At 64.7% G+C, this 23,265-nt stretch carries 18 protein-coding genes; 8 read left to right on the top strand and 10 right to left on the bottom strand.

Going from position 1 to position 23,265, the window contains the following annotated elements:
* The 7 genes from GX444_01460 to GX444_01490 form a co-directional block, all read right to left on the bottom strand.
* Window positions 1-1,141 (bottom strand): hypothetical protein (locus GX444_01460; protein ID NLH47250.1); only part of this gene is annotated, 1,141 nt, incomplete at its 3' end.
* A gap of 70 nt (window positions 1,142-1,211) precedes the next feature.
* Complete coding sequence (locus tag GX444_01465; GenBank protein NLH47251.1) at window positions 1,212-2,759, bottom strand: radical SAM protein; 1,548 nt, start codon at window positions 2,757-2,759, stop codon at window positions 1,212-1,214.
* 1 nt (window position 2,760) lies between these two features.
* The gene (locus GX444_01470) at window positions 2,761-4,194 is read right to left on the bottom strand and encodes a radical SAM protein (protein NLH47252.1); all 1,434 of its coding nucleotides are present in this window, start codon (window positions 4,192-4,194) and stop codon (window positions 2,761-2,763) included.
* A gap of 241 nt (window positions 4,195-4,435) precedes the next feature.
* Window positions 4,436-5,536 carry a DegT/DnrJ/EryC1/StrS family aminotransferase gene (locus GX444_01475; protein ID NLH47253.1) on the bottom strand — a complete coding sequence of 367 codons (1,101 nt, stop codon included), beginning with the start codon at window positions 5,534-5,536 and terminating at the stop codon, window positions 4,436-4,438.
* Entirely contained in the window at window positions 5,533-6,255 is a 723-nt protein-coding gene (locus GX444_01480) for a glycosyltransferase family 2 protein (GenBank protein ID NLH47254.1), read from the bottom strand. Before GX444_01480 ends, GX444_01475 begins: the two co-directional genes overlap by 4 nt.
* A gap of 71 nt (window positions 6,256-6,326) precedes the next feature.
* A complete protein-coding gene (locus tag GX444_01485; protein NLH47255.1) occupies window positions 6,327-7,511 on the bottom strand; it encodes a DegT/DnrJ/EryC1/StrS family aminotransferase in 1,185 nt (394 codons plus the stop codon).
* On the bottom strand, window positions 7,504-8,535 hold the full coding sequence (locus GX444_01490) for an NAD-dependent epimerase/dehydratase family protein (GenBank protein ID NLH47256.1): 1,032 nt from the start codon (window positions 8,533-8,535) through the stop codon (window positions 7,504-7,506). The genes GX444_01485 and GX444_01490 overlap by 8 nt, the downstream gene beginning before the upstream one ends.
* Window positions 8,536-8,714: 179 nt before the next feature.
* On the opposite strand from GX444_01490, the gene GX444_01495 reads away from it, so the two are divergent.
* Entirely contained in the window at window positions 8,715-9,710 is a 996-nt protein-coding gene (locus tag GX444_01495) for a Gfo/Idh/MocA family oxidoreductase (GenBank protein ID NLH47257.1), read from the top strand.
* A 7-nt stretch (window positions 9,711-9,717) separates the two neighbouring features.
* Here the strand turns inward: GX444_01495 and GX444_01500 are convergent, their stop codons facing one another.
* Genes GX444_01500 through GX444_01510 form a run of 3 tightly spaced genes read right to left on the bottom strand, consistent with a single transcriptional unit; the run spans window position 9,718 to window position 14,719 of the window.
* Window positions 9,718-11,295, bottom strand: a complete 1,578-nt coding sequence (locus tag GX444_01500; protein ID NLH47258.1) for a hypothetical protein — start codon at window positions 11,293-11,295, stop codon at window positions 9,718-9,720.
* 34 nt (window positions 11,296-11,329) lie between these two features.
* The gene (locus GX444_01505; GenBank protein NLH47259.1) at window positions 11,330-13,213 is read right to left on the bottom strand and encodes a thiamine pyrophosphate-binding protein; all 1,884 of its coding nucleotides are present in this window, start codon (window positions 13,211-13,213) and stop codon (window positions 11,330-11,332) included.
* Window positions 13,214-13,258: 45 nt separating this feature from the next.
* Window positions 13,259-14,719: a hypothetical protein gene (locus GX444_01510; GenBank protein NLH47260.1), complete on the bottom strand. Its 1,461-nt coding sequence runs from the start codon at window positions 14,717-14,719 to the stop codon at window positions 13,259-13,261.
* Between the two features lie 143 nt (window positions 14,720-14,862).
* On the opposite strand from GX444_01510, the gene GX444_01515 reads away from it, so the two are divergent.
* The 7 genes from GX444_01515 to phoU all read left to right on the top strand — a co-directional run bounded on the left by GX444_01515 (window position 14,863) and on the right by phoU (window position 23,242).
* The gene (locus GX444_01515) at window positions 14,863-16,794 is read left to right on the top strand and encodes a hypothetical protein (GenBank protein ID NLH47261.1); all 1,932 of its coding nucleotides are present in this window, start codon (window positions 14,863-14,865) and stop codon (window positions 16,792-16,794) included.
* Window positions 16,795-16,910: 116 nt separating this feature from the next.
* Window positions 16,911-18,692, top strand: coding sequence for a PAS domain-containing protein (locus GX444_01520; protein ID NLH47262.1), 1,782 nt, complete (start codon window positions 16,911-16,913; stop codon window positions 18,690-18,692).
* A gap of 124 nt (window positions 18,693-18,816) precedes the next feature.
* Window positions 18,817-19,866: a phosphate ABC transporter substrate-binding protein PstS gene (gene pstS / locus GX444_01525; GenBank protein NLH47263.1), complete on the top strand. Its 1,050-nt coding sequence runs from the start codon at window positions 18,817-18,819 to the stop codon at window positions 19,864-19,866.
* Between the two features lie 80 nt (window positions 19,867-19,946).
* Window positions 19,947-20,885, top strand: a complete 939-nt coding sequence (gene pstC, locus GX444_01530; protein ID NLH47264.1) for a phosphate ABC transporter permease subunit PstC — start codon at window positions 19,947-19,949, stop codon at window positions 20,883-20,885.
* A complete protein-coding gene (gene pstA / locus GX444_01535; protein ID NLH47265.1) occupies window positions 20,882-21,727 on the top strand; it encodes a phosphate ABC transporter permease PstA in 846 nt (281 codons plus the stop codon). Before pstC ends, pstA begins: the two co-directional genes overlap by 4 nt.
* The gene (pstB, locus tag GX444_01540) at window positions 21,727-22,563 is read left to right on the top strand and encodes a phosphate ABC transporter ATP-binding protein PstB (GenBank protein ID NLH47266.1); all 837 of its coding nucleotides are present in this window, start codon (window positions 21,727-21,729) and stop codon (window positions 22,561-22,563) included. Before pstA ends, pstB begins: the two co-directional genes overlap by 1 nt.
* Before the next feature lie 19 nt (window positions 22,564-22,582).
* Window positions 22,583-23,242 carry a phosphate signaling complex protein PhoU gene (phoU, locus tag GX444_01545; GenBank protein ID NLH47267.1) on the top strand — a complete coding sequence of 220 codons (660 nt, stop codon included), beginning with the start codon at window positions 22,583-22,585 and terminating at the stop codon, window positions 23,240-23,242.
* The last annotated feature ends 23 nt before the right edge of the window (window positions 23,243-23,265 follow it).

Genomic DNA, 23,265 nt, shown 5'->3' on the forward strand with positions numbered 1-23,265 from the left:
CGGCCAGCGCGAGCGCCAGGCAGAAAAACGCCGACGGCAAATACAAAAAGCGCTCGGCCATGACAAAACCCATGTCGGCCGGGGCGCTGATGCGCACCAGGTTGGCCAGCGGCGCGAACGAGACGAGAAACGCCGCGACGGCGAACGACAGCCGCGCGTCCCGCCGGCGCGTGGCCCAGAATAAAAGCAGCAGGAAAGTCAGGTCGATCAGGCCCATCACCCCCGTCGGGCGGAACGGGTGATCGACGTACGGATGCGTCCAGTAGGACGAGAGTTCGCCGGGATAGAACAGCTTGCCGAGATAAAGCGCGAACGCCCCCGGAAACGTCGCCAGCGCCCGCCAGAGCGAATGATCGGGCGACGGCGATTCGGTCGTCACTCCGGCGACGGCAAAGCGTAGCACCAGGTAGACGGCCGCCGCGCCGACGAACGCGACGACCGCCGCGACCGGCCAGGTTTTCTTTTGCCCCGGCTCGGGCATGAGCCAGGCCAGCAGCGCCGCGACGGGCAGCACCACCACGCCCATTTCCTTTGCCAGCAGCGAAAGGAAGAACAACGACACCGCCAGGGCGAGCCAGCGCCAATGGCGCACGGGAGCCGGCGGCGCGACGTTCTTTTTTCCCTTCGGGACGGGCGGCGCCTCAACCGGTTGCAGATAGCGATGCCAGGCGAGCAGCGAGCCGAGCGCGAAGGCGGTGCACAGCACGTCGGTGCGCCCGGCGATCCAGGCCACCGATTCGGCGTGAATCGGGTGCAGCGCGAACACCGCGGCGGCCAGCGGCGCGGCGACCGGCGAGTCGGGCGCGAGGCGGCGCGCCAGAGTGAACAGCAGCGCGACCGACAGCAGATGCCACAGCAGGTTGGTCAGGCGGTAACCCAGCGGGCGGTCGCGCCACAACGACCAGTCCAGCAGGTAGCTGAAGGTGATCAGCGGCCGGTAGTAGCCATACTTGAAATCGTCCTGCCCGGGCGCGAAGAAATCGCGCGCGAACAGCTTGGGGAGATTGGCGAACGACCGCAGTTGCTCGTCGTCCAGCACCAGCGCGCGGTCGTCCCAGACGAATTCGCCGCGCAGGCTGGGCGCATAGACGGCGGCGGCCAGCGCCAGGATTCCCGCGAGCCAAAACCAGGATTTCTTCAACCTTTCCTCCGGATGGGGCTCACGGTAACCGAGGGAGTCGCGGCTGGCAAGAGAGCCGGGCGGCCGGCGCTCAGCGGTCGTACCAATCAGGGCGGATCATGCCGACGTATTCGGAGAGCAGCGCCTTGCGGCGGACCGAGCGCGAGGGCAGCACGCGGTCGAGCACGTAGTCGAAGGCGACGTTCAGGCTGACCTTCAGCCACCACAGGTACATGCGGCGGCGATACTGGTGGCGTGAAAAGACGCCGCGCAGCACGCGCCAGGGCGCCATGAAGCGCTTGTTCATTTCCCAGATTTTGTATTCCAGTTCCTCGCGGGTCATTTTTTCGGTGCCCATCACCGGCGTCATCCAGTCGTAGCGCGAGAAATCCTTCACCTCGAGCCAGCCCTTCTCGTTCGCCTCGTCCCACAGGGGCGTGCCGGGCACGGGGGTAATCGGGTGAAAAGCCGGATAGTCGGGGTCGAGGGTTTTGACGTACTTCAGCAGGCGGTCGAGGCTGGCCGGCGTGTCCTGCCGCAGCCCGACGATGAACGTGGTCTGCAAAAAAAGCTGCGGAAATCTTTTTCGGACCAGGGGGATCAACCGGTTGTTCCGCTCGACGTCCATGTGGTGCTTTTCGAGGTTGTCCAGCTCGGCATCGTCGGCGCGCTCCAGGCCGATGCAGACGTGCGACAAACCGGCGGCCAGCAATTTCTCGAACAGGCCGGACTCGACGTCGCGGTGCAGCAGATCGGCGCGGATGAAGGCGTGCCAGTTGACCTTGATTTTCCGGCGCAGCACCTCGTCGGCGAATTGGTCGCACCAGCGCGGATCGACGTTCCAGGTGTCGTCGACGAACACCAGGCAATGTTTGTCGTACTGCCGCACCAGGTGTTCCATTTCTTCGATCACAGGCCCCACCGAACGGGTGCGATAGCGGGGCCGCAGCGTTTCGTCGGGCATCGCGCCCTCGCGCCGGGCCATTTGCAGCCAGCAGGCGCAGTAGCGGCAGCCGTCGATGCAGCCGCGGCTGTGGTGGATGGTCACGCCGCCGGGCGAAAAGAGGTAGCGCGCGGTGCCGTACTTGTTCATCGGCAGCAGGTCGTAGGCCGGGAACGGCAGGGTGTCGAGATTTTCGATCAGCGCGCGGTGCGCCGTGTAATGGACGCCGCCGGCGCCGTCGGGCAGCGCCAAACCGGCCACCCGGCGCAAATCGCCGCCGCCCTCCACGGCAACCAGCAGTTCGGTCAGGGTGATTTCGCCCTCGCCGCGCACGATGGCGTCGATCGGGTATTTGGCGAAGGCGTCGGCGCAGGCGTGGGAAAAATGCACGCCGCCGGCCACGGTGAAGATGCGCGGATCGACCGCCTTGGCCACCTGGAAAACGCGGCCGCTTTCGTGCGCGTAAAGCGTTTCGCTGTCGCCGGCCAGCACAACCTGCGGTCGCCGGTCGCGGATGGTTTGCTCCAGGGTGCGCCAGCCCATTTGCACCGGCATGCAGTCGAGCAGCGTCACCTCGTGCCCGGCGGCGCGCGCCGCGGCGCCCAGGTAGACGATGGCCTGCGGCAGCAGGTAGTTGTCCTGTTCGTTCATGTAGGGCCACAGGTATTTGGGCGGGCGGACGAACAGGACGCGCATGTTACAGTCTTCCCTGGAAAAACTGGCGCAGCAGAATCACCGCGCCGTCAAAGAGGCGCCGTAGGCCGATGGTGCGCAGCACGAACAGGTGACGGAAGATCATCTTCGGCCGCATATAGAACCGCCAGGTGGCCTTGCGGTGCAGGCGTTGCAGTTCCTCGCCGGTCAGCCCCTCGGGAATATAAGGCAGAGTGTCCGGATCCGGGTTGAAGGTGGTGAATTTGTCCCAATCGCCGGGCTTGATCCGGCCGCTGTTCACCAGATCCTCGTAGTACTGCGAGCCGGGCAACGGAATGGTCACGCCGAACTTGGCGAAATCGATGTCGAGCGAGCAGGCGAAATCGATCGTCCGCCGGGTCATCGCCGCCGTCTCGCCGGGCAGCGCCAGCATGAAGAACGCCGCGATTTCCAGGCCCGCCGCGCGCGCCACCGTCACCGCCCGGCGCACGTGCTCGATCTTGAAATTCTTCCCCACGTTGGCCAACAGCTCGTCGACGCCGCTTTCGACGCCGAACAGGATCCGGCGGCAGCGCGCCGCCTTCATCTCGCGGCACATTTCCTCGTCGATCACGTCGACGCGCGTTTCGCTGGTCCACCACCAGTTGTCCGGAAGCCGGCGGGCGCGGATCGCCCGGCAGGTTTCGATGCCGTGCTTTTTGCTGAGCGGAAAGATCGGGTCGACGAATCCCACGTGGCGGATGCCGAAATCGCGCACCAGCCACTCGACCTCGGCCGCGATGTTCTCGGGCGTCCGCACGCGCACATGGCTGCCCATGTAGCCCAGGGCGCAGAACTTGCACCGGAACGGACAGCCGCGCGTGCCCATGATCGACAGGCACGGCTTGGCGACGGTCACGAAGGGCAGGAACGTGTATTTCTTCCAGGGAAACAGATCCCACGCCGGCCGGGGCAAATCGTCGAGATCCTGGATCTGCTCGCCGCGCCCGGTGGTGACCGTTTCGCCGTCGCGCCGGAACGAAACGTGGGGGACGGTCGCCAAGTCGGCGCCCTGCCCGAGCGCCGCGATCAGGGTCGGAAAGACGCGCTCGCCCTCGCCGTGCACGACCACGTCGCAGGCGCCGTCGCGGAGCATTTCGTCGGCGAACAGCGAGGCGTGCAGGTTCCCCAACACCACGCGCGCTTCGGGCAAGGCGGCCTTGAAGCGGCGGCCCAGATCCTCGGTGGCGCGGGCCGAGGGAGTCAGCACGCCCAGGCCGATCACCTGGGGATCGAACGCACGCGCCGCCGCCACCAATTGCTCGGGCGGCAGGTTGTCGGCGAAGTTGTCGATGACCCGCACTTCGTGCCCCGCCGCGCGGCTGGTGGCCGCCAGGTAAGCGAGGCCGACGCAGGGCATCGGCTCCATGAGCGTGTGGTATTCGCCGAAGCCGGCGGCGACGTCCATGGACGGATTGATCAGCAAGACGCGAGCCAAATTCACACCTTTCGGTTGCCGGAAGGGTCCGGTCGGAGTGACGCAGTATAAAACCAAGGCCGCGGGAAGCGCAAACCGCGAATCGATTTAACAGGCTGTTGAAAAAGGCCGTCCTGGTCTTTTTCAACCGCGCTCAACAAAAAGCGTGGTTTTTCTTTCGCTTCATTTTCGGCAACTTCGGAAGTTGCCGAAAATGGCGATCCATCCCTGGATCGCACGCCAGGTGCTTTTCAACACCCGGCTAAACGGCCAGTGTTTGCCGCAGCGCCAGGGCGATTTCCTCTTGTTGGGCGGCGGTCAATTCGGGATAGATCGGCAGCGACAGTTCCATCGCCGCGATGTGCTCGGCGATCGGAAACCGGCCGGCCGGGTAACCCAGTTCAGCATAGGCCGGGATCAGGTGGACCGGCAGCGGATAATGCACGCCGCACTCGATGCCCCGTTCCCGCAATGCTTGGCGGACCCGTTCGCGGCGATCGACGAGCAGCGCGAACACGTGGTAGACGTGCTCGCCCGCCCGGCGCTCCGCCGGCAGGGTCAGGGTCAGGCCGTCCAGCAGGGAACGGTAACGATCGGCGAGCGTCCGCCGGGCCTCGTTCCAGGCCGCCAAATGGCGCAGCTTGACCCGCAGGATCGCCCCCTGCAGCGCGTCCAGCCGATAATTGAAGCCCTTGAGCACGTGCTGGTTTTTTCCCGCCTCGCCCCAGTTCCGCAACAACCGCAGCAGGCGCGCCAGGTCCGGATCGCTGGTCAGGACGATGCCGCCCTCGCCGCACGCCCCCAGGTTTTTCGCCGGATAGAAGCTGAAGCAGCCCAGGTGGCCGATGCCGCCCACCGGCCGCCCGCGATAAACGGCGCCGTGCGCCTGCGCCGCGTCCTCGATCAGCCGCAAACCGTGCCGTTCGGCGACGGCCAACAAGGGATCGAGATCGGCCGGCTGACCGTACAAGTGCACCGGCAACAACGCCTTGGTGCGCGGCGTCACGGCCGCCGCGACAGCCTCCGGGTTGAGCGTGTAGGTGCGCGGGTCGACGTCGACGAGCACCGGCCGCGCCCCGGTATACAGGATCGCCGCGATCGTGGCGACGAAGGTCAGCGGGGTGGTGATGACCTCGTCGCCCGGGCCGACGCCGGCGGCCAGGAGCGCCAGGTGCAAGGCGGCGGTGCCGCTGCTGACGGCCACGCCTTCCGTCGCGCCGTGCTCGGCGGCGAATTCGTTTTCGAAGGCTTCCACCTCGGGTCCGAGCGCGTACCGCCCGCTGGCCAGCACGCGATGGACCGCTGCCTCCAGTTCGGCGCCGATCTCGCGGTACTGCGCCGACAAATCGACAAACGGAATCATCCGGGTTTCCTTTTCGTCCGGGTATGCCAATAAACCGCCGCCAGCTCCCAGGCGGTGCGCGGCGCCGTCCGCCACAACCGTGCGGCCTTGGACCGCCCGAAGCGACGGGGCGTTTTTTGCACCGCCACCTCGGCCACGCCGACGCCGCGGCGATGCGCTTCCACGACCAGTTCCGTCATGGCCACCGGCGTGGCGGCCGTCGACCGCACGCTCGTCGCCAATTCACGCTTCACCAGCAAACAAGCGCCGAAATCGCCGTACGGCAGCGAAAACAGCCGCCGCACGAGCCGATGATAGAGCCGCGAAAAGAACCTCCGGTCGATCGCCTCGCCCGCGGCCACGCCGAGGATCAGCGAATTCGTCGTGCAGCCCGGCAGCAGATCAAACAACACCGCCGGCGCAATCTGCCCGTCGGCCGGCAGCAGAAAAACCCAATCGCCCCGCGCTTCGCGATAACAGGTTCGCTGCACCGCGGCGAAACCCCGGTTGCGCGGATGGGTGACGAAGCGAACGCCGGGCCGCGCCGCCAGTTCGCGCACCAGTTCGGCCGTGGGCGCCGCGCTGCCGTCGTCCACGATCAAAACCTCGCGAAAACCGGTCGTCGCCCGTTCCAGCACCGCCAGCGAATCGCGCACCAGTTCGGCGATCGTTTCGGGTTCGTTGTACACCGGCAAGGCGATGGTCAGGCTCAAGCGCGTCGGTATGTCGATCGACGACAACGTCGGGCTCCGTCCAGTTGGAAATCGACTTCATTCTAGCCAAGCCGGCCGGCGATGAGAAGGGTCGGCGATCAGTCGGCGCGGCCGCGCGCGATCGCCCGCAAAGCCGCCAGAACGGCGTCCTGCTCGCGCCGGGTCATTTGCGGATACAACGGCAGCAGGATCATCCGGTCGCTGGCCGTTTCGCTCGCCGCGAGCGCGGATCGGGCGCCGGGCGCCGGCGGGCCGCTCGTCCAGGCGTCCGCCGGATAAGCCGGCTCGCGATGGGCGCACATCACCCCGCGCCGCGCCGCGATGCCGCGGTCGGCCAGACATTGCAGCGCGATCGTCTGCTCGATCCCGTCCGGCAGGTAGACGCCGTAGCTCTGCCAATTGGTTCGCGCCCAGACCGGTTCGCTCACCGGCCGGAAGCCCGGCAGCGCCGCCAAGGCTAGCCGGTAGCGTTCCGCCAGGCGGCGGCGACGTTCGAGAATGCCCGGCAGACGGCGCAATTGCACGCGGCCGACGGCCGCCTGCAGATCGGTCAGTCGGCCGTTGTGCCCCGGCAGCAGATACTGCTCGAACCGCACTTCCCGCGCCTCGTGGCGTTCGCGGTCACTGATGCTCATGCCGTGGTGGCGCAGCAGGCGCAGCCGGCGGTCCAGGTCGGCGCGGCGCGTGGTGATCAGGCCGCCCTCGCCCGTGGTGATCACCTTGCGCGGATGCAGCGAAAAGCAGGCGACGTCGCCGCGCGGCCGGCCGATCCGTTCCCATCGCCCGCCGATTCTGATTTCGCTGCCGAGAGCACAGGCGGCGTCCTCGATCACCGCCAGGTTTCGGCGGCGGGCGATTTTCAGCAGGCGCGCCAGGTCGCACGGCATCCCCAATTGGTGCACGCACAAGACGGCGCGGGTCCGCGGGGTGATCGCCGCCTCGACGCGGTCCGGGTCGATGTTCAGGGTCGCCGGGTCGATGTCGACGAAAACCGGGCGGGCGCCGCGCTGGCGGATCGCGTTGGCGGCGGCGATGAAGGAATGGCTGACGGTGAGCACCTCGTCGCCGGCGCCGATTTCCAGCGCCTCGAGCGCCAGGCCCAGCGCCGTGGTGCAATTGGTCACCGCGCAGGCGTGCGGCGCCCCGACGAACGCGGCGAACTCGCGCTCGAACGCCGCCACCTCGGGCCCCTGGGTCAGCCAGCCGCTCGCCAGCACCCGCCGCAAGGCCTGCAGCTCCGCGCCGCCGAGCCACGGTCTGGCCAGGGGAATCCGTTCAGTCATCGTGCGCTCCGTCGGGCGTCCGCCAATTGAAAGTGATCTCCTCGCGCAACAATTCCTCGGGCGAAACGGGCCGGGCGCGATACCAGGCCAGCAGCGCCCGCAATCCTTCCTCCAGCGAAACGGCCGGCGTGAAATTCAACACCCGCCGCGCCAATCCGGCGTCGGCCAGCAGGCGTCGCGTGTCGCCGGGACGCGCCGGCGCGAATTCGATCGCCGTTTCCGGTCGGCCGATCAGCGGGCCGATTTGCCCGGCCAATTCGCGGATGGAAATCTCCCGGCCGCTGCCCAGGTTCAGCGTCAGGCCGACCGCCGCCGGGACGAGGCCGGCGGCGGCGATGCCGCGGGCGGTGTCGTCGACGTATAGAAAATCGCGGGTCTGTTCGCCGTCGCCGAAAACGACCAGCGGCCGGCCGGCCAACCCGCGCAGCAAAAACTTGGGGATGACCTCGCCGCTGTCGCCCTCGTGGTGCGACCGCGGGCCGTAGGTGTTGAAGGGCCGCACGATGACCGCCGGCAGGTCGGCGGTCCGCGCCAAGGCCCGCACCAGCGCCTCCCCCGCCAATTTTCCGGCGGCATAGACCGTGTTGGGCCGGCAGGGGTGATCCTCGGTCATGGGCGTTTGCCCGGCGTCGCCGTAAACCTCGGACGACGAAACGTGCACGAGGCGCGGCGTCCGGTGCCGCCGCGCGGCTTCCAGCACCGCCAGCGTACCCTCGGCGTTGACCGAAAAATTTTCGCGCGGGGCATGTAGCGAATGCCGCACGCCGAGGCAAGCCAGATGATAGACGACCGCCGCGCCGGGCAAACAATCGTCGAGCAGCCGGGAATCCCGCACGTCCCCTTCGACGAACCGCACGCGCCCCGGCGGCAATTCCGCGAGATTTTCACGGCGGCCGGTGGCCAGGTTGTCGAGCACCGTGATTTCATCAAACGAGGCGAGTAGTACGCGCGCCAGCGCCGAGCCGATAAAACCGGCGCCGCCGGTGATCAGCGCCCGTTGCCTCCGGTTCGGCTGCTGCGTCATTTTTACGTTCCTCGCGACAGCGTTATCCTCGCCGGCCGACGGATGATCGACCCGGTCGATTAACTGTTTTCTATCATTCTCGCCGACGGCATGGAATACCGGGTTTATTAGTGATAAAAGGCACCAAGGCCGTGGTAACGAACGCCGCGGCGCCAACCGACAAGGCGGCGAAAATACTCATGATCGTTTTTGGGGTGATCGGCTGTGGGTGTTGGGGCCCGAAATTGATCCGTAATCTGCTCGCCGGCGACGGCGCCGCCGTGAAAACAGCCTGCGACCGCCGGCCCGACCGCCGGGCTGAAATCAACGCCGTCTGGCCGTCCCTGCGCACGACCGCCGAGGCCGCCGATCTCTGGCGCGACCCCGAAATCGACGCGATCGCCATCGCCACGCCCGCCAGCACCCACGCCGCGCTGGCGCGCGAAGCGCTCCTCGCCGGCAAACACATCCTGGTCGAAAAACCCCTGGCGATGACCGCCCGCGAAACCGCCGCCCTGCTTTCGTTGGCCGCCGAGCGGCGGCGCGTCATGTTGGTGGATCACACCTTCATTTTCTCCGAACCGGTCCGCCGCCTGCGCGAACTGGTGCGTCACGACGGCCTCGGGGAAATCGCCGCCTACGAGGCGGAACGCTACAGCCGCGGTTTTCAGGCGCCCGACGTCAACGTGTTGTGGGATTTGGCGGTCCACGACCTGTCGATTCTGCAATTCCTCTTCGGTTGGGAACCTCGCCGAGTCGCGGCCGTCGCTCATCGGATGTTGCCGCAGGGCGAGCCGAGCGAAGCCACCTTGTCCGTCGAATTCGCCGCCGGGCAGCGGGCGGAAATCCGCGTGGGCTGGCGGCCGGAGGAAAAAAAGCGCTGCACCCGCTTGATCGGCGCTCAGGCGACCGTGCTGTACGACGACCTCGATCCGGCGGGCAGTCTCGCGATTATTCCCGGGCCGCCCGGTACCGAGACCGCCGCCGCGCAGCGCCGCATCTCGCCGGTCGATCGCGCGGAACCACTACGCCGGGTGGTCGATCATCTGCTGGAATGCATCGACGGCCGCGCCACGCCGCTCGCCGGCGGGTCGGAAGCCTGGCGCATCAGCCGCATTCTGGAGGCGGCCGAACGATCCTTGCGCCTCGCCGGCCAGCCGGTGGCGATCGAAGCGGCAACCATTCCCGAAAATTAATTCCCCATCACGGCGCGACCCGCACCTCGAAAACCCCCCAACCGGTGGCCACGAACGCGCGCGGCGCGGCCGGGTCGGCGACGGCATGGCGTTGCAGGCGGCCCAAACGGTAGACGGCCTTCACGGCGCCGTCGCGGCGGTCGAGCAAGACCGTCCGATCGGCGGCGTAATCGCCGGTCAGCAAATAGTCGGTGCCGGGCAGAACGGCCAGCGGCCGCACGGCGACCGTCGCGGCGAATCGCCGCTTGATCGCCAGGGTATCGCCGTCCAGCGCCACGACTTCCCGTTGCAGCGGCAATCCGGCCCACAACTCGTTCCACTCCGCGTCATAGTCGAGTTGCAGGATTTCCGGTCCGAGCGCCACGCGCCGGCTCGTGCCCCGCGACAGGGAAACGACCGGCGGCAGACCCGCTGCTTCGTCGGCCGAGGAGACCGGCGGGATCGGGCGTTCGAACGAGACGGCGTGCAAGCGGCGGCCCAACCCGCCCAGGTAGAGCGTATTGGCCGCCAACCGGTAATACGCCGTCAGGTTCACCAGTTCCTCGCCCTTCAGGGTTCGGATCAACTCGCTGTGGAGTTCGGTGTTGCGCACATCGTTGTTCAGCAGGTAGTTGAAACTGTATTGGGCGCGGATTTTCAGGCTGACCGGATCCAGTTCGACCAGTTCGCGGCGCATGCCCAACACGAACAGGCGATCCTGATCGGCGTGATAGAAAAGCGCGTTCGGTTCGACCGGCAATTCGCCGAAAGCGGTCTGCCGCAGTTCATCGCCGGCATACGAAAACGCGGCCAGATGAAATGTGTGCCGCGCCGGATCCAAGACGTTGACCCACCCCCGGCTGCGGTCGGGATCGAGCTTGATATTTTCCGGCTGCTGCGACGGGCCGAAATACAAAAGCCGCCATTGCGGCTCGCCATTCGTCCGTCGCATCACCAGGTAATTGTGCCGCTCGCGATCGAACCGGGGATAGATCGCCCCCCAATCGTCCTTGAAGGAAGCCACCAGCAAATCCGCCGGGGCGTCGTATTCCACGAAATACGGATGCGCCTTGCCAATCTGCGGATCGCGGCTTTTCAGTTCCGTCGGATCGATCAGCAACCGGACCGGCGCCTGCTCGGTGCCGGGCTGGTAACGGCCCGCGCCGATCATTAAGAAATTCCACCAACTGCAAAGCATCCCGGCCAGCGGAATGACGGCCGCCGCGACGAGCAGCACCAGCAACCGCGGCCGCGGCGAGCGAAAAAACCGCCCGAGAAAAACGAGCACGAGCAAAACGGCGAGCAGGCCGATCCACCGATAGAAAACCGCGAGGATCGCCCCGAGATAAAGCACCGATTGCAGCAGCGCGAGGCCGGTGATCAGCCCGAGTGCCAGTTGAATCCTCGGGATCCATTTCGTCGGCCGATAGCGGGCCGGCAGCAGCAAGAGTCCGCCGACCGGAATCCAGGCGAAAAAAAGCAGCCAGAATAGATCCATGATGCCGCGATTGGTCGGATTGAAATAGCGGATGCCGGGCAGCAGCAGCCCCAACGTCAGGGCCACCGCCAACGTCCAACCCAGGCGCGTTCTTTCCGCCGATTTCATTGAACTCCTTCCAGGCCGATTCGGAAGCGGGTCGTTACAAGCCGATCTTGTGGCGCAACGCCTGGACGTTCTCGACCCAGTTGCCCACGTTCCAGCGGCCGAAAGCACCCAGGCCGCCCAGCGGGTCCGGCCCGAAATAGACCGGCAGATGGATCAACGAAAGCCCCGGATGCGCGTAGGCTTCGGCCAGCGCTGCCCGCAGCGATTCCGGCGTGCGGCCTCCGTCGAGCGCCAAAACGCCTTGGATCGCCGCCGCCCATTGCCGGTAATCGACCCGCACCGCGTCGTTGGTCGCGTAATCCTTGCCGTACTGCGCCAACTGCAACGACGAAATGGCCGCCATCCGTCGGTTGTCCAACAGCAGAATGCAGCCGCGCGCGCCGTGTTCCACGCCGTCGAGCAGGATCTGCGGATTCATGACGAACGAGCCGTCGCCGCTCAAGGCCAGCCCGTAGAACGATCGGTCGGCGAGCGCCGTGGACAAGAGCGCCGAAACCGCGAACCCCATGTAGCTGGCACCGGTTTCGGTGAAGGTCCGGCCGATCCGGTCGTCCTCGACGATCTGGAAACCGTTGGCCTGCACGTCGCCCGCGTCGAAAAACGTCACGGCGTCATGGGCGCGCGCCCAATCGGTGGCGATTTTGATCGCGGCGGGCTGCGTCAGCACTTCCGCCTGCCACATCTCGTCCAACAGCGCCGGCCGATCGAAGCGCTCTTGCTTGAACGCTTCCCACTCGCGGCGTTTGGCGGCGCAGGCTTCCAGCCACTTGGATTTTTTCGCCGGCCGGCCGGCGGCGCGCAGCAATTCGTTCAGTCGTCGCAGCGTGGCGGCGGCGTCGCCGACCAGCGCGACGGTTCGGGTGTAATGCAACGCGGCGCGCGGATCGGTGTTGAGGTTGATCACCTTTGCGGCGCGCGGGTAACCGGTGCGCGAGGAATCCGACTGGCAGACGGCGCGGGTGCCCACCGCCACGATCAGGTCGGCTTCCTCCATGGCGTGGTTGCCGCAGATCGAGCCTTTCGAGCCGCCGACCAGCATGTTGCGCGGATGATCGTAGGGAATCGTCCCCGTGGCGATCGGATTGAGCACCGCCACGGCGTCGGTCAGTTCGAGCAGTTCCTGGATTTCGGGACCGGCGGCGCGCGCGCCGCCGCCCAGCTTGACCGTCACGCGCTCGGCCGCGGTCAGCGCCGCGACCGCCTCCCGGTAGGCCGCTTCGTCCGCCGCCGGGCCCAGGCGCGGCGGCCGCCCGGCGGGCAGTTCGTCGAGGTTGAAATGCACCAGGGGCGCGGGCTGGGTATTGAGCGGCAGCAACAGGAAAAACGGCCCCGCGAAATGGGGATCGTCCACGCGGCACAGGCCGCGCTGCAAGGCCGGGCCCAGCGCCGCCGGCGTGTGCAGCGAATAGGCTTCGCCGAGGGTCGCGCACATTTGGTGGAACAGGCCCTGCTCGTGCTTGGGAATCTGCTGCATGTTCGGACCTTCGTCCTCGGTCGTCTCGTCGCCGAACAGGTACCAGACGCCGACGCCGTCGCTGGCCGCCGCCAGCGAAGAAGCGAAGGCGTGCAGCGCGCCCGGACCGATCGAGGTGACCACCGCCGCCTTTTCGCCGGTTACCCAACGCAGGGCCATCGCGGCGTGGCCGGCCTCCACCTCGCTGCGCACGGCGTAGGTCTTAACCAGGCCCTGCGCCTCGTAAATGCGCAGGACCTCGCCGATTTCGGTCGAGCCGTGGCCGAGAATGCCGATGTACTTGCGCACGCCCTGCCGCAACAGCCCGAGCACCAGGGCTTCGGAAAGCGTCGTGTCGATATAACGCGGCAGACTGCCGTCCGCGAGCGCCGGCTCCAAACCACCAGCCTGGGCGATGCGTCGCGCGCGTTCGATCCGTTGACCGGTCAGAATATGGCGATCCATGATGGTCTCCCGAATTAGATTTTCGCGTGGCGAATGCGCGGCATTTTATCTCAAAGCGTCCGGCGCCGCGACGGTTTTTCGCGGCAACCGGATTTCCGGATAGACGGACGGCTCGTAGTTGCGCTCGATCAACGTCCGGATGCCCCGCATCATTTCGGGATACGCCGGATCGACGACCACGGCAGCGAAGCCGCGATCGCGTAGGTGATCGATAATCTCGGCGGCACCTTCGTCGGATTCCGGAATATCGAAATACCGGGGGCGATAATAGATCAGACGGCCGACGATCGGCCGAAAGCAGGCGAACCCGCTGTAGCCATCCAGGATGGGGCGATCGCGGGGCGCAACCTCCAACAAGTACCGAAACGCGTCCAACTGCCGCCGGCGGGTTTCGAATTGGTGCGCATCGAACCGAATTCCCACGAGCAGCGAAATCAACAGGCAACCGGCCACGACCCAACCCGGCCGCCGGCGCAGCCACAACGCGGCGAGGATGCTCAGCAGCAACAGCGGCAATACCGACAAGTGGGGCAGGTTGACCGGCATGAGCAACGCCTGCGCCAACAGCGCCAACGCGGAAGAGCCGAGTAGAAAAACCGCCGCCGACGGCATGCCGGGTTCGGAGGCCGGACGCCATACGCCGTAAAGGCCGAGCAAGCCAAGCAAAATGACCACCGGGCCGACCAGGCAGATGAGCAGCAGGTGTCGCGGCAGCGCCAACGCGACGGCGGGCTGGACCAGGGGCTGGAGCGACGACAAGGCGAAAAGCGAGCGCAGCAGGTCGGTTCGGCCGAAAGCCGCGTAACTTCCCCAGTACAAAAGTTCCGGGACCAGCAATACCGCGCCGAACAACGCCAGCCGCCACAACCGTCGTGCGAAGGACCAATGCAAAAATCGGTCGTGAAAACGTTCCAACGCCCAGGCCGTGGCGAGAATCACCAAAACGACCTTGTTGCCGAAAAGCAGCGCGACCCCGAAACAGACGGCCGCCGTCGCCAGACGCGCGCGGGCTGCATGGCGGTCGTCCAGATAAGCCAGCGTCGCGAGCAGCCCGGCCAGAATGAATGGCACTTGGAGGGTATCGGGCCGTGATTCCACCAGGCTGCGAGCGGCGAACGAGGCCGTCAGAAACAAGGCCAGGGCCAGCCAGGGAACGATTTTTTCAGCCGCCACCCGCTGGGTGAGACGAGACAATTGCCAGAACGGCAACAGGCTGATCGGCAACAGGCCCGCGCGGACCCAGGAGAACATTTCGGGCGTCGGCCCACACGCCCGGTAAAACGGATAGAGTAAAAAATTGAAGAAGGCCGGATGGGAATGATAGTAATCACGGCCGGGCCAGATATCGTGCAGCAGGAGCCAAAGTACCTGAGCGTTTTCAAATTCATCCGGGTTGAGCCGGCCCCAAAGCGACCAGAAAATTTGCCGCATCAAGAGCACGGCCACGATGAATTGCGTCAATCGAAGCAACCAGGGTTGACGAAAAATGAAACGGCTCCCCGCCATCGACCCGCCGATCCGTCGAAGAATTTTATTCGGCCCTCATCCGGTTCGCTCATTGTAGCATTTTTCCTTCGGCATGCCAGAAAGCCCGGCGTGAACCGGGGCGTCGCTTTTCTCCCCGCGGCAGGCGTGATAAGAAGACCAGCATGCTGACCGTTCACGCCATCTATCGGTGGAAATCAAGGTTCACCACCCGTTTGGAAGGATGGGACAATGTCCGCGTGCCGGCCGACAAGCCGCACTGGCGCGTCCTGGTGCTTTGGCTCGATGTATTGATTTTCAATGCGCTTTTCTACCTGTTCGTGAAGGCGCTGATCTTCCACCCCTTGGACGTCTCCAGCCTTTGGCAGATTTTCCTCTGGGGCCTCCTCTTTACCGCCTGCCTCTATATCTTCAACCACCTGCACCGTTGGCGCGAACGATTGCGCTTTCAGGCGACGACGCTGCAATGGCTGTTTTTCATGGCCATCGCGTTTTTCGCCACCTTTCTTTCCAATTTGGAGGTTACCCATAAGGGGTTCGATTTTTCCTGGTTGCGGCCGGAGATGATCAAGATCGTCTGGTGGCTGCGGATGTTCATTCCGCTGACTCCTTACTTTACCGCCTTTTTCGTCATTGCGATCACCTTGTTGATGTGGCGGACGACCACCAAACCGAAATCGCGTTTGATCTGGCTCATCCCCCTGATTTTTTCGTTGGTGATGATCTGGCTGTATCTATGGACGCTCGCGCCGATCGAAGGCATGTCGTTCCGCCCAGGCCAGAATCTGCCGCCCCGCAAAGGATCCTACATTTTCTTCGCCGCCCTTTTCGGCGGCCCGCCCTTGCTGTTGTTTTTTCTGTTAGTGATCCGCTTTTATTCGATGGCGTTTCGCGTGGTGCCGATCGTCTATTTCTTCGCGCAGATCCTGTTGAACTACATCGGGATTCTGCCGATGCAGTCGATTCACGACCTGATGCCGATCCTGGCGACCCGGGGTTACGACACGCGGAGCATCGAGGGCGTTTCGATGTTCTATCCGCCGCCCGGCACCGAGGTGGATTCGACCTTCACCTTTTTGCGCAAGATGGTGGGCACGCCCGAACGGCTGTACGTCAATTACGGGCCGACCTGCGGCCTGTACGCCTTCGACCGCGCGACGGGAAAAGCCCGGCAGCAGCTTCTTCCCGGCTTGATGCGCGACCTTCAACTCGCGCCGGACGGCCGGCACCTCTGGGGCACCAATTGGTATACCGGCGATTTCCTCTCGCTCGACGCCGACGACCTGAAAACCCAGTGCAAAAAGGATATCTTCCCCTTCGGCCTGCTGACGCCGCTCCAGTTCATCCCCTACAATCAAGAAGGGTTGTTCGTCTCCAACGTCACGCCGCCGGTGATTTCCTATCTCACGTACGAAAACATCGCCGACCCCTGCCAATTGAGCCTGCGCAAGACGATCGACTTCCAAAAAACCGGTTACACCCTGTTCAGCGACGGGGTTTACGGCATGTACCTGGACGCGCCCAACCACCGGCTGTACGCGCTCGTCGGGATGCTGGGCGACCGCTTCCTGATGAGCCTGGTCGAACTGGATAGCTGGACCTTTCAGATCATCCGCGAAGTCCACCTGCGGGCCGGCATGCTGATCACGCCGGTCAAGGGACGGCACACCGTGCTGATTCCCAGCTACTATTCCGACGAACTGCACGAGGTTTCGCTCGACACCATGCGGATTTTGCGGACGATGCATACCGATCCGAACATTCTCGGCCTGGCGCACGACGTCCGCCGCGGGTTGTTTTACGCGGTCAGCCGGGCGACCGGCATGCTGTCGGTCATCAGCGACGGCACGGGCAAGGTGATCCGCAAAGTGCCGGTGGGCAACAAGGCCGAGCCGGTCTGGTTGGATGAGGAGAACGATTTGCTGTTCATCGGCAGCCGCCTGGGGATCGTGCAGATCGATTTGGCGAAGTTCCTGCACGGCGAATCGCTGGCCGCGCGACCCCTGGCCGAGCCGGCGCCCGACGAGGAAACGGCCGCCGAACCGTCGCCCGAGGCGGCTCCGGCGAACGAGGCGTCGCCGGACCCCGGCACGTGAACCGCGAACGAGGAGCGAGCGGATTAACGCATTTCTCATCGAACGCAAACAAAAGGCAAACCGACGCCTATTAGAATTACCGCCTTTCACCGCAAGACGATGATCGGGAGGAGTCGGTGACAAGAAAAAAACTGTTCTGGAAATTGTACCCCGTCCAAATCGCCATTCTCCTGTTTAGTCTGGCGGCCCTGTTCGGGTACACCACCCTGATCCTGCGGAATTTCTATTTCGACCATACCGCCAACATCCTCGAAACCGACGCCCGCCTGTTGGCCGAGGAGATTAAAAACGCCGATCCGACGCGGATGCCGCTCGAACTGAACGACATCTGCCGGCGCCTGGACCGGGAGACCGGCACGCGTTACACGCTCATCCGGCCGTCGGGCGAGGTGCTCGCCGACTCCGAACAAACTCCGGCGGCGATGGACAACCATGCCGACCGGCCCGAGGTGCGCGAAGCCCTGGCCGGAAAAGTCGGCCGTTCGATCCGCTACAGCTTCACGCTGAAGAAGGACCTGGTTTACGTCGCCGTGCCGATCCGTCTGCAAAACCCGGGGGGACAACCCGTGATCGTGCGCGCATCCATGCCCCTGCCGGTTTTCAAACAGGCGCTGAACAACCTCGATCTCCGCATCGCGCTGGGCGGTCTGGCGGTGGCGCTGCTGGCCGGCGGTTTGCTCTGGTGGACGGCGCGGCGCGTCACCCGGCCGCTCCAAGCGGTCGCCCGCGGCGCGGCGCGGCTGGCCGAAGGCGATTTCTCGACCCGCGTCCAGGCCGCCGATTACGAGGAATCGGCCGTCCTCGCCGACTCGTTGAATCGGATGGCCGGCCAGCTCGACCAATGGATCCGCACCGTGACGCGGCAGCAGCGCGAGCAGGAAGCCGTGCTGGCGAACATGAACGAAGCGGTCATGCTGATCGACGGCGAACGGCGGATCGTGCGCCTCAACCAGGCGGCCGGGCGCCTGCTGGGGGTCGATCCGCAACAGGCGGCGGGCCGTTTGATCCTGGAGGTGGCGCGATACGCGAATCTGCAGAAATTCATCGGTGAATTGCTGGAAAAGGGCCAACGCTCCGAGGCCGACCTGTTGTTGCACGACGGCGGCGAGCGGTTCCTGCTGGCCTATGGAATTTTTCTGCCGCCGACCGCCGAACAGGACGGCGCGGTCGCCTTGATCGTGCTGCACGACGTCACGCGCCTGAAAAAGCTGGAAAACCTGCGGCGCGAGTTCGTCGCCAACGTTTCGCACGAACTCAAAACCCCCATCACTTCCATTAAAGGTTTCGTGGAAACGTTGCGGGACGGGGCGATCAACGACCCGGAAAACGCCAAAAACTTCCTCGCCATCGTGTCCAATCACGCCGAACGGCTCAATTCGATCATCGACGACCTGCTGTTCCTGTCGAAAATCGAGCAGGACGAGCAGGCCGCGACCGTCGCCGGCGAACCGGCGCGCCTGGCCGGAGTCGTCCAGTCGGCGCTCAATATCTGCGCGGCGCGGATCGCCGAAAAAAAGGCCGCGGTCGAGCTGACCGGCGACCTGGAACTGCAAGTGGTCGTCAACCAGAAGTTGCTTGAATTGGCGGTCGTCAACCTGCTGGACAACGCGCTGAAATACGGCGAGGCCGGCAGCCGGGTGACGATCCGGCTCGAAGGCACCCCGACCGAAGCGCGACTCGTCGTGGCCGACAGCGGTTGCGGCATCGAAGCCGAACACCTGCCGCGGATCTTCGAGCGTTTTTACCGGGTGGACAAGGCGCGCAGCCGCAAACTGGGCGGCACCGGGTTGGGTCTGGCGATCGTCAAACACATCGTCAACGTGCATCGCGGGCAAATCACCGTGCAAAGCGAACCCGGCAAAGGCAGTGTTTTTACGATTCATTTGCCACGCGCCTGATCGATTTTCATTCCTAACCGAAAATTAACAATCCGGTAGCGGTAATTTAGCACCCGCCTTTTATCTTCTTTCCGAAAAGTGAAACCGGAAGAGCGTCCCGCGACGCGAAAGGAGATAAAATCCGATGAAACCCTGGAAACTGATTGCCTTGACGATCCTGGCCGGCTTGCTGATTCTGCCGGCGACCGGCTTGAAGGCCCTGGCCGGTGAAATCATCAACGGCGCCGGCGCGACGTTCCCTTACCCCCTGTACGCACAGTGGGCCTACAAATACGAAAAACTCACCGGCGTCAAAATGAACTACCAGTCGATCGGCTCCGGCGGCGGCATCGCCCAGATCAAGGCGAAGACCGTCGATTTCGGCGCCTCCGACGCCCCGCTGACCCAGGCGGAACTGAACGAAGCCGGCCTGGTGCAATTTCCGATGGTGATGGGCGGCGTCGTGCCGGTGGTCAACGTGAAAGGCATCGGCGCCGGCAAACTGAAACTGACGCCCGCCGCGCTGGCCGATATCTACCTGGGTAAAATTAAAAAATGGGACGATCCGGCGATCAAGGCCGCCAATCCCGGCCTCGCCCTGCCGAGCACCCCGATCTACGTGATTCACCGCGCCGACGGCTCCGGCACCACCTGGATCTTCACCAACTACCTGGCCAAGATTTCGGCCGAATGGAAAACCAAGGTCGGCGCCGACAAGGCCGTTTCCTGGCCGACCGGCTTGGGCGGCAAAGGCAACGAGGGCGTCGCCGCTTACGTGCAGAAAACCAACGGCGCCATCGGCTACGTCGAATACGCCTATGCCCTGCAAAACAAAATGGCCTTTACCCTGCTGCAGAACCAGGCCGGGAAATTCGTCGCCCCGACCCTCGAAAGTTTCCAGGCCGCCGCGGCCAACGCCGACTGGAAAAACGCCCCCGGCTTCTACCTGGTCCTGATCGACCAGCCGGGCGACGGCAGTTGGCCGATCACCGGCGCGACTTTCATCCTGATGCACAAGGCGCAGGCCAACGGCGCCAAGGCGCAGACGATCCTGAAGTTCTTCGACTGGTGCTTCGCCCACGGCAAGGACCAGGCGGTTGCGTTGCATTACGTGCCGCTGCCCGACAGCGTGATCCAGCTCGTGCAGTCCGAGTGGAAGAAATCCATCGCGGCGGGCGGCCAGCCGGTCTGGTAGCCGACGGCTTATCCGAATCCATCCGGCGGAAACGGGGGCTGCTCCGGCGGTTCCCCGCTTTCGCCTTTCGAGCGTGAAGCATGAGCGACCAGGTAGTGCGACAGACACGCACCGGCGACCGGGTTTTCAAGGGTTTGACCCTCGTCTCGGCGATCGGGATTCCCCTGCTGATGGCCGGTATTTTCGCCGTGCTCTACAGCGGTTCGCGGGAGGCGCTCGGCCGTTTCGGCTGGCGGTTTCTGATCTCGCAGGACTGGGACCCCGTCGCGAAGCTGTTCGGCGCGGCCAGTTCGGTCTACGGCACCCTGGTTTCCACTCTGATCGCCATGGCGTTGGCGGTGCCGCTAGGCCTGGTGATCGCCCTGTTTCTGGTGGAACTGGCGCCGCCACGCCTGAGCAAGATCCTGGGCTACGGCATCGAATTGCTCGCCGCCATCCCCAGCATCATTTACGGCATGTGGGGGTTGTTCGTCTTCGCGCCGTTCATGGCCGAACACATTCAGCCCTGGCTGGGCGAACACCTCGGCTTTCTGCCGCTCTTCCAGGGGCCGCCGATGGGCCTGGGCATGCTGACCGCCGGCGTCATCCTGGCCTTGATGGTGCTGCCGTTCATCAGTTCGGTGATGCGCGACGTGTTCCACATGGTGCCGCCGATCATCAAGGAAGCCGGCTACGGCATGGGCGCCACGACCTGGGAAGTGACCCGCAAGATCATGGTCCCGTACGGCATTTCCGGCTTGCTGGGCGCCTGTTTTCTCGGCCTGGGCCGGGCGATCGGCGAAACGATGGCGGTCACCTTCGTGATCGGCAACAACCATCACGTCTCCGCCTCGCTGTTCGAACCGGCCAACAGCATCGCCTCGACCCTGGCCAACGAATTCACCGAGGCCGCCGAACCGCTCTACCTCAACTCGCTGATCGGCCTGGGCCTGGTGCTGTTCGTCATGACCATTCTCATCCAGATCGCGGCGCAACTCTGGCTGCGGGGCATCCAGAAAAAAATGGGGGCGCCGCGATGAACCGCCGTCCGCCGCTCGGCCGCAAAATCACCAACGGGATCGTCACCGTGATTTCTGCGCTGGCCGCGTTGATCGGCATTTTTTTCCTCGGCTGGATCCTGCTGGAAATCTTCCAGCGGGGGGCGACTTCGCTCAACGCCGCTTTCTTCACGCAATTGCCGACACCGCCGGGCATCCCCGGCGGCGGCCTGGCCAACGCGCTGGTCGGCACCGGACTGCTGACCGCCCTGGCGATCGCGCTGGGCGTACCGATGGGCGTGCTGGCCGGCATGTACCTGTCCGAGTACGGTCGCCATTCGCGTCTGGGCGCCGTCGTGCGCTTCACCGTCAACGTGATGATGGGCGTGCCGTCGATCATCGTCGGCCTGTTCGCCTACGGCCTGCTGGTGCGGCCGTTCGGCCACTTTTCCGGCTTCGCGGGCGCCGTGGCGCTGGCGATCATCATGCTGCCGGTCGTGGCGCGGACCTCCGAGGACATGCTGCGCCTGGTGCCGGATTCGTTGCGCGAATCGGCCCTGGCGCTGGGCGCGCCGCGCTGGCGGACAATCGTCGGCGTGGTGCTGCAGGCGGCCAAACGCGGCATGATCACCGGCACCCTGCTCGCCGTGGCCCGCGTCAGCGGCGAAACCGCGCCGTTGTTGTTCACCGCGCTCAACAGTCCGTACTGGCCGAATTCGCTGTTCCAGCCCACGGCCAATCTGACCGTCACGATTTTCAACTACGCCATGTCGCCGTATGTGGATTGGCAGCAGGCCGCCTGGGGCGCCTCGCTGCTGATCACCGCCGCGGTGCTGGCGCTGACCATCCTGGCCCGGCTCGGGTTCATGGGGGTGAAAAAATGATGCAGACCTTCGCGGAAATGATGAATCCGGTGGCCGGCGCCATCGAAGCCGCGACGACGACGGCGCGGGACCAGGTCGTCACCGGCGCCAAGCTGCGCGTCGAACACCTGGATTTCTATTATGGTAGCCATCGGGCGCTCGTCGACAACAATCTGGACATTCTGGACGGCAAGGTGACGGCGATCATCGGGCCGTCGGGCTGCGGCAAATCGACCCACATCCGCGTTTTCAACCGCATCTACGAGTTGTACCGCGACCAGCGCGCCACCGGCCACATCTACCTCGACGGCCAGGACATCCTGGCGCCCAACATCGATCGGATCGATTTGCGGCGGCGCGTCGGCATGATCTTTCAGAAGCCGTCGCCCTTTCCGATGAGCGTGTACGAAAACGTCGCCTACGGCCTGCGGCTGCATTACCGCCTGACGAAGGGCGAACTGGCCGAGCGCGTGGAAAAAGCCCTGGTCGACGCCGCGCTGTGGGACGAGGTGAAGGACAAGCTGGCCCAGCCGGGCACCGCCCTGTCGGGCGGCCAGCAGCAGCGCCTGTGCATCTCGCGCGCCATCGCCGTCAAGCCGGAAGTGCTGCTGATGGACGAACCGACCTCGGCCATCGATCCGGTGGCCACCGCAAAAATCGAGGAACTCATCGACACGTTGCGCGGCCGTTACACGATCGTGATCGTCACCCACAACATGCAGCAAGCCGCCCGCATCTCCGATTACACCGCCTTCTTCTACGAAGGGAAAATCGTCGAGTACGGGACGACCAAAAAAATCTTCACCAAGCCGGACCACAAACAAACGGAAGACTACATCACCGGCCGTTTCGGCTGATCCGGAAAGGATTCGACCCATGGCAAAGCTGCTTTCCAAGCAAATCGAGAAACTCAAAACCGGCATTCTCGAACTGGGCGCCATCGTCGAGGAACGCGTGCACCTGGCGGTGCAGGCCCTGATGTCGCTGGACGCCGGACTGGCCGAAAAAATCGTGCGGGACGACGAGGAAATCAATCATCGGGAAGTCGATCTCGAGGAGGAGTGCTTGAAGGTTCTGGCGCTCTACCAGCCGGTCGCGATCGATCTGCGCTTCATCATCGCCATTCTCAAGATCAACAACGACCTGGAACGCATCGGCGACCTGGCGGTCAGCATCGCCCAGCGAACCCGCTTTCTCGCCCAACAACCGGAACGCATCGCGCCGCCGACCAACCTGCCGCTGATGGCCGACAAGACGCAAAGCATGCTCAAGCGCAGTCTCGATTCGCTGGTTCATCTGGATTCGCCCACCGCCCGCGGCGTCCTCGAATGCGACAAGGAAGTCGACGCCATCCGCCACGAGATCAACCGGCTGATGTACGAGGCCATGCGCCGGAATCCGGCGCGGCTCGAATGCTACATCCAGGTGTTGCTGGCGGCGAGCCATTTGGAACGCATCGCCGACCATGCCACGAACATCGCCGAGGACGTCATCTACCTGGCCGAGGGTGAAATCGTGCGCCACGGCGCGCTGTAAACAACGCGTCGCGGGAGCTGTCG

The organism is Myxococcales bacterium (assembly GCA_012517325.1).
In the GTDB taxonomy this organism is placed as follows: Bacteria; Lernaellota; Lernaellaia; order Lernaellales; family Lernaellaceae; genus JAAYVF01.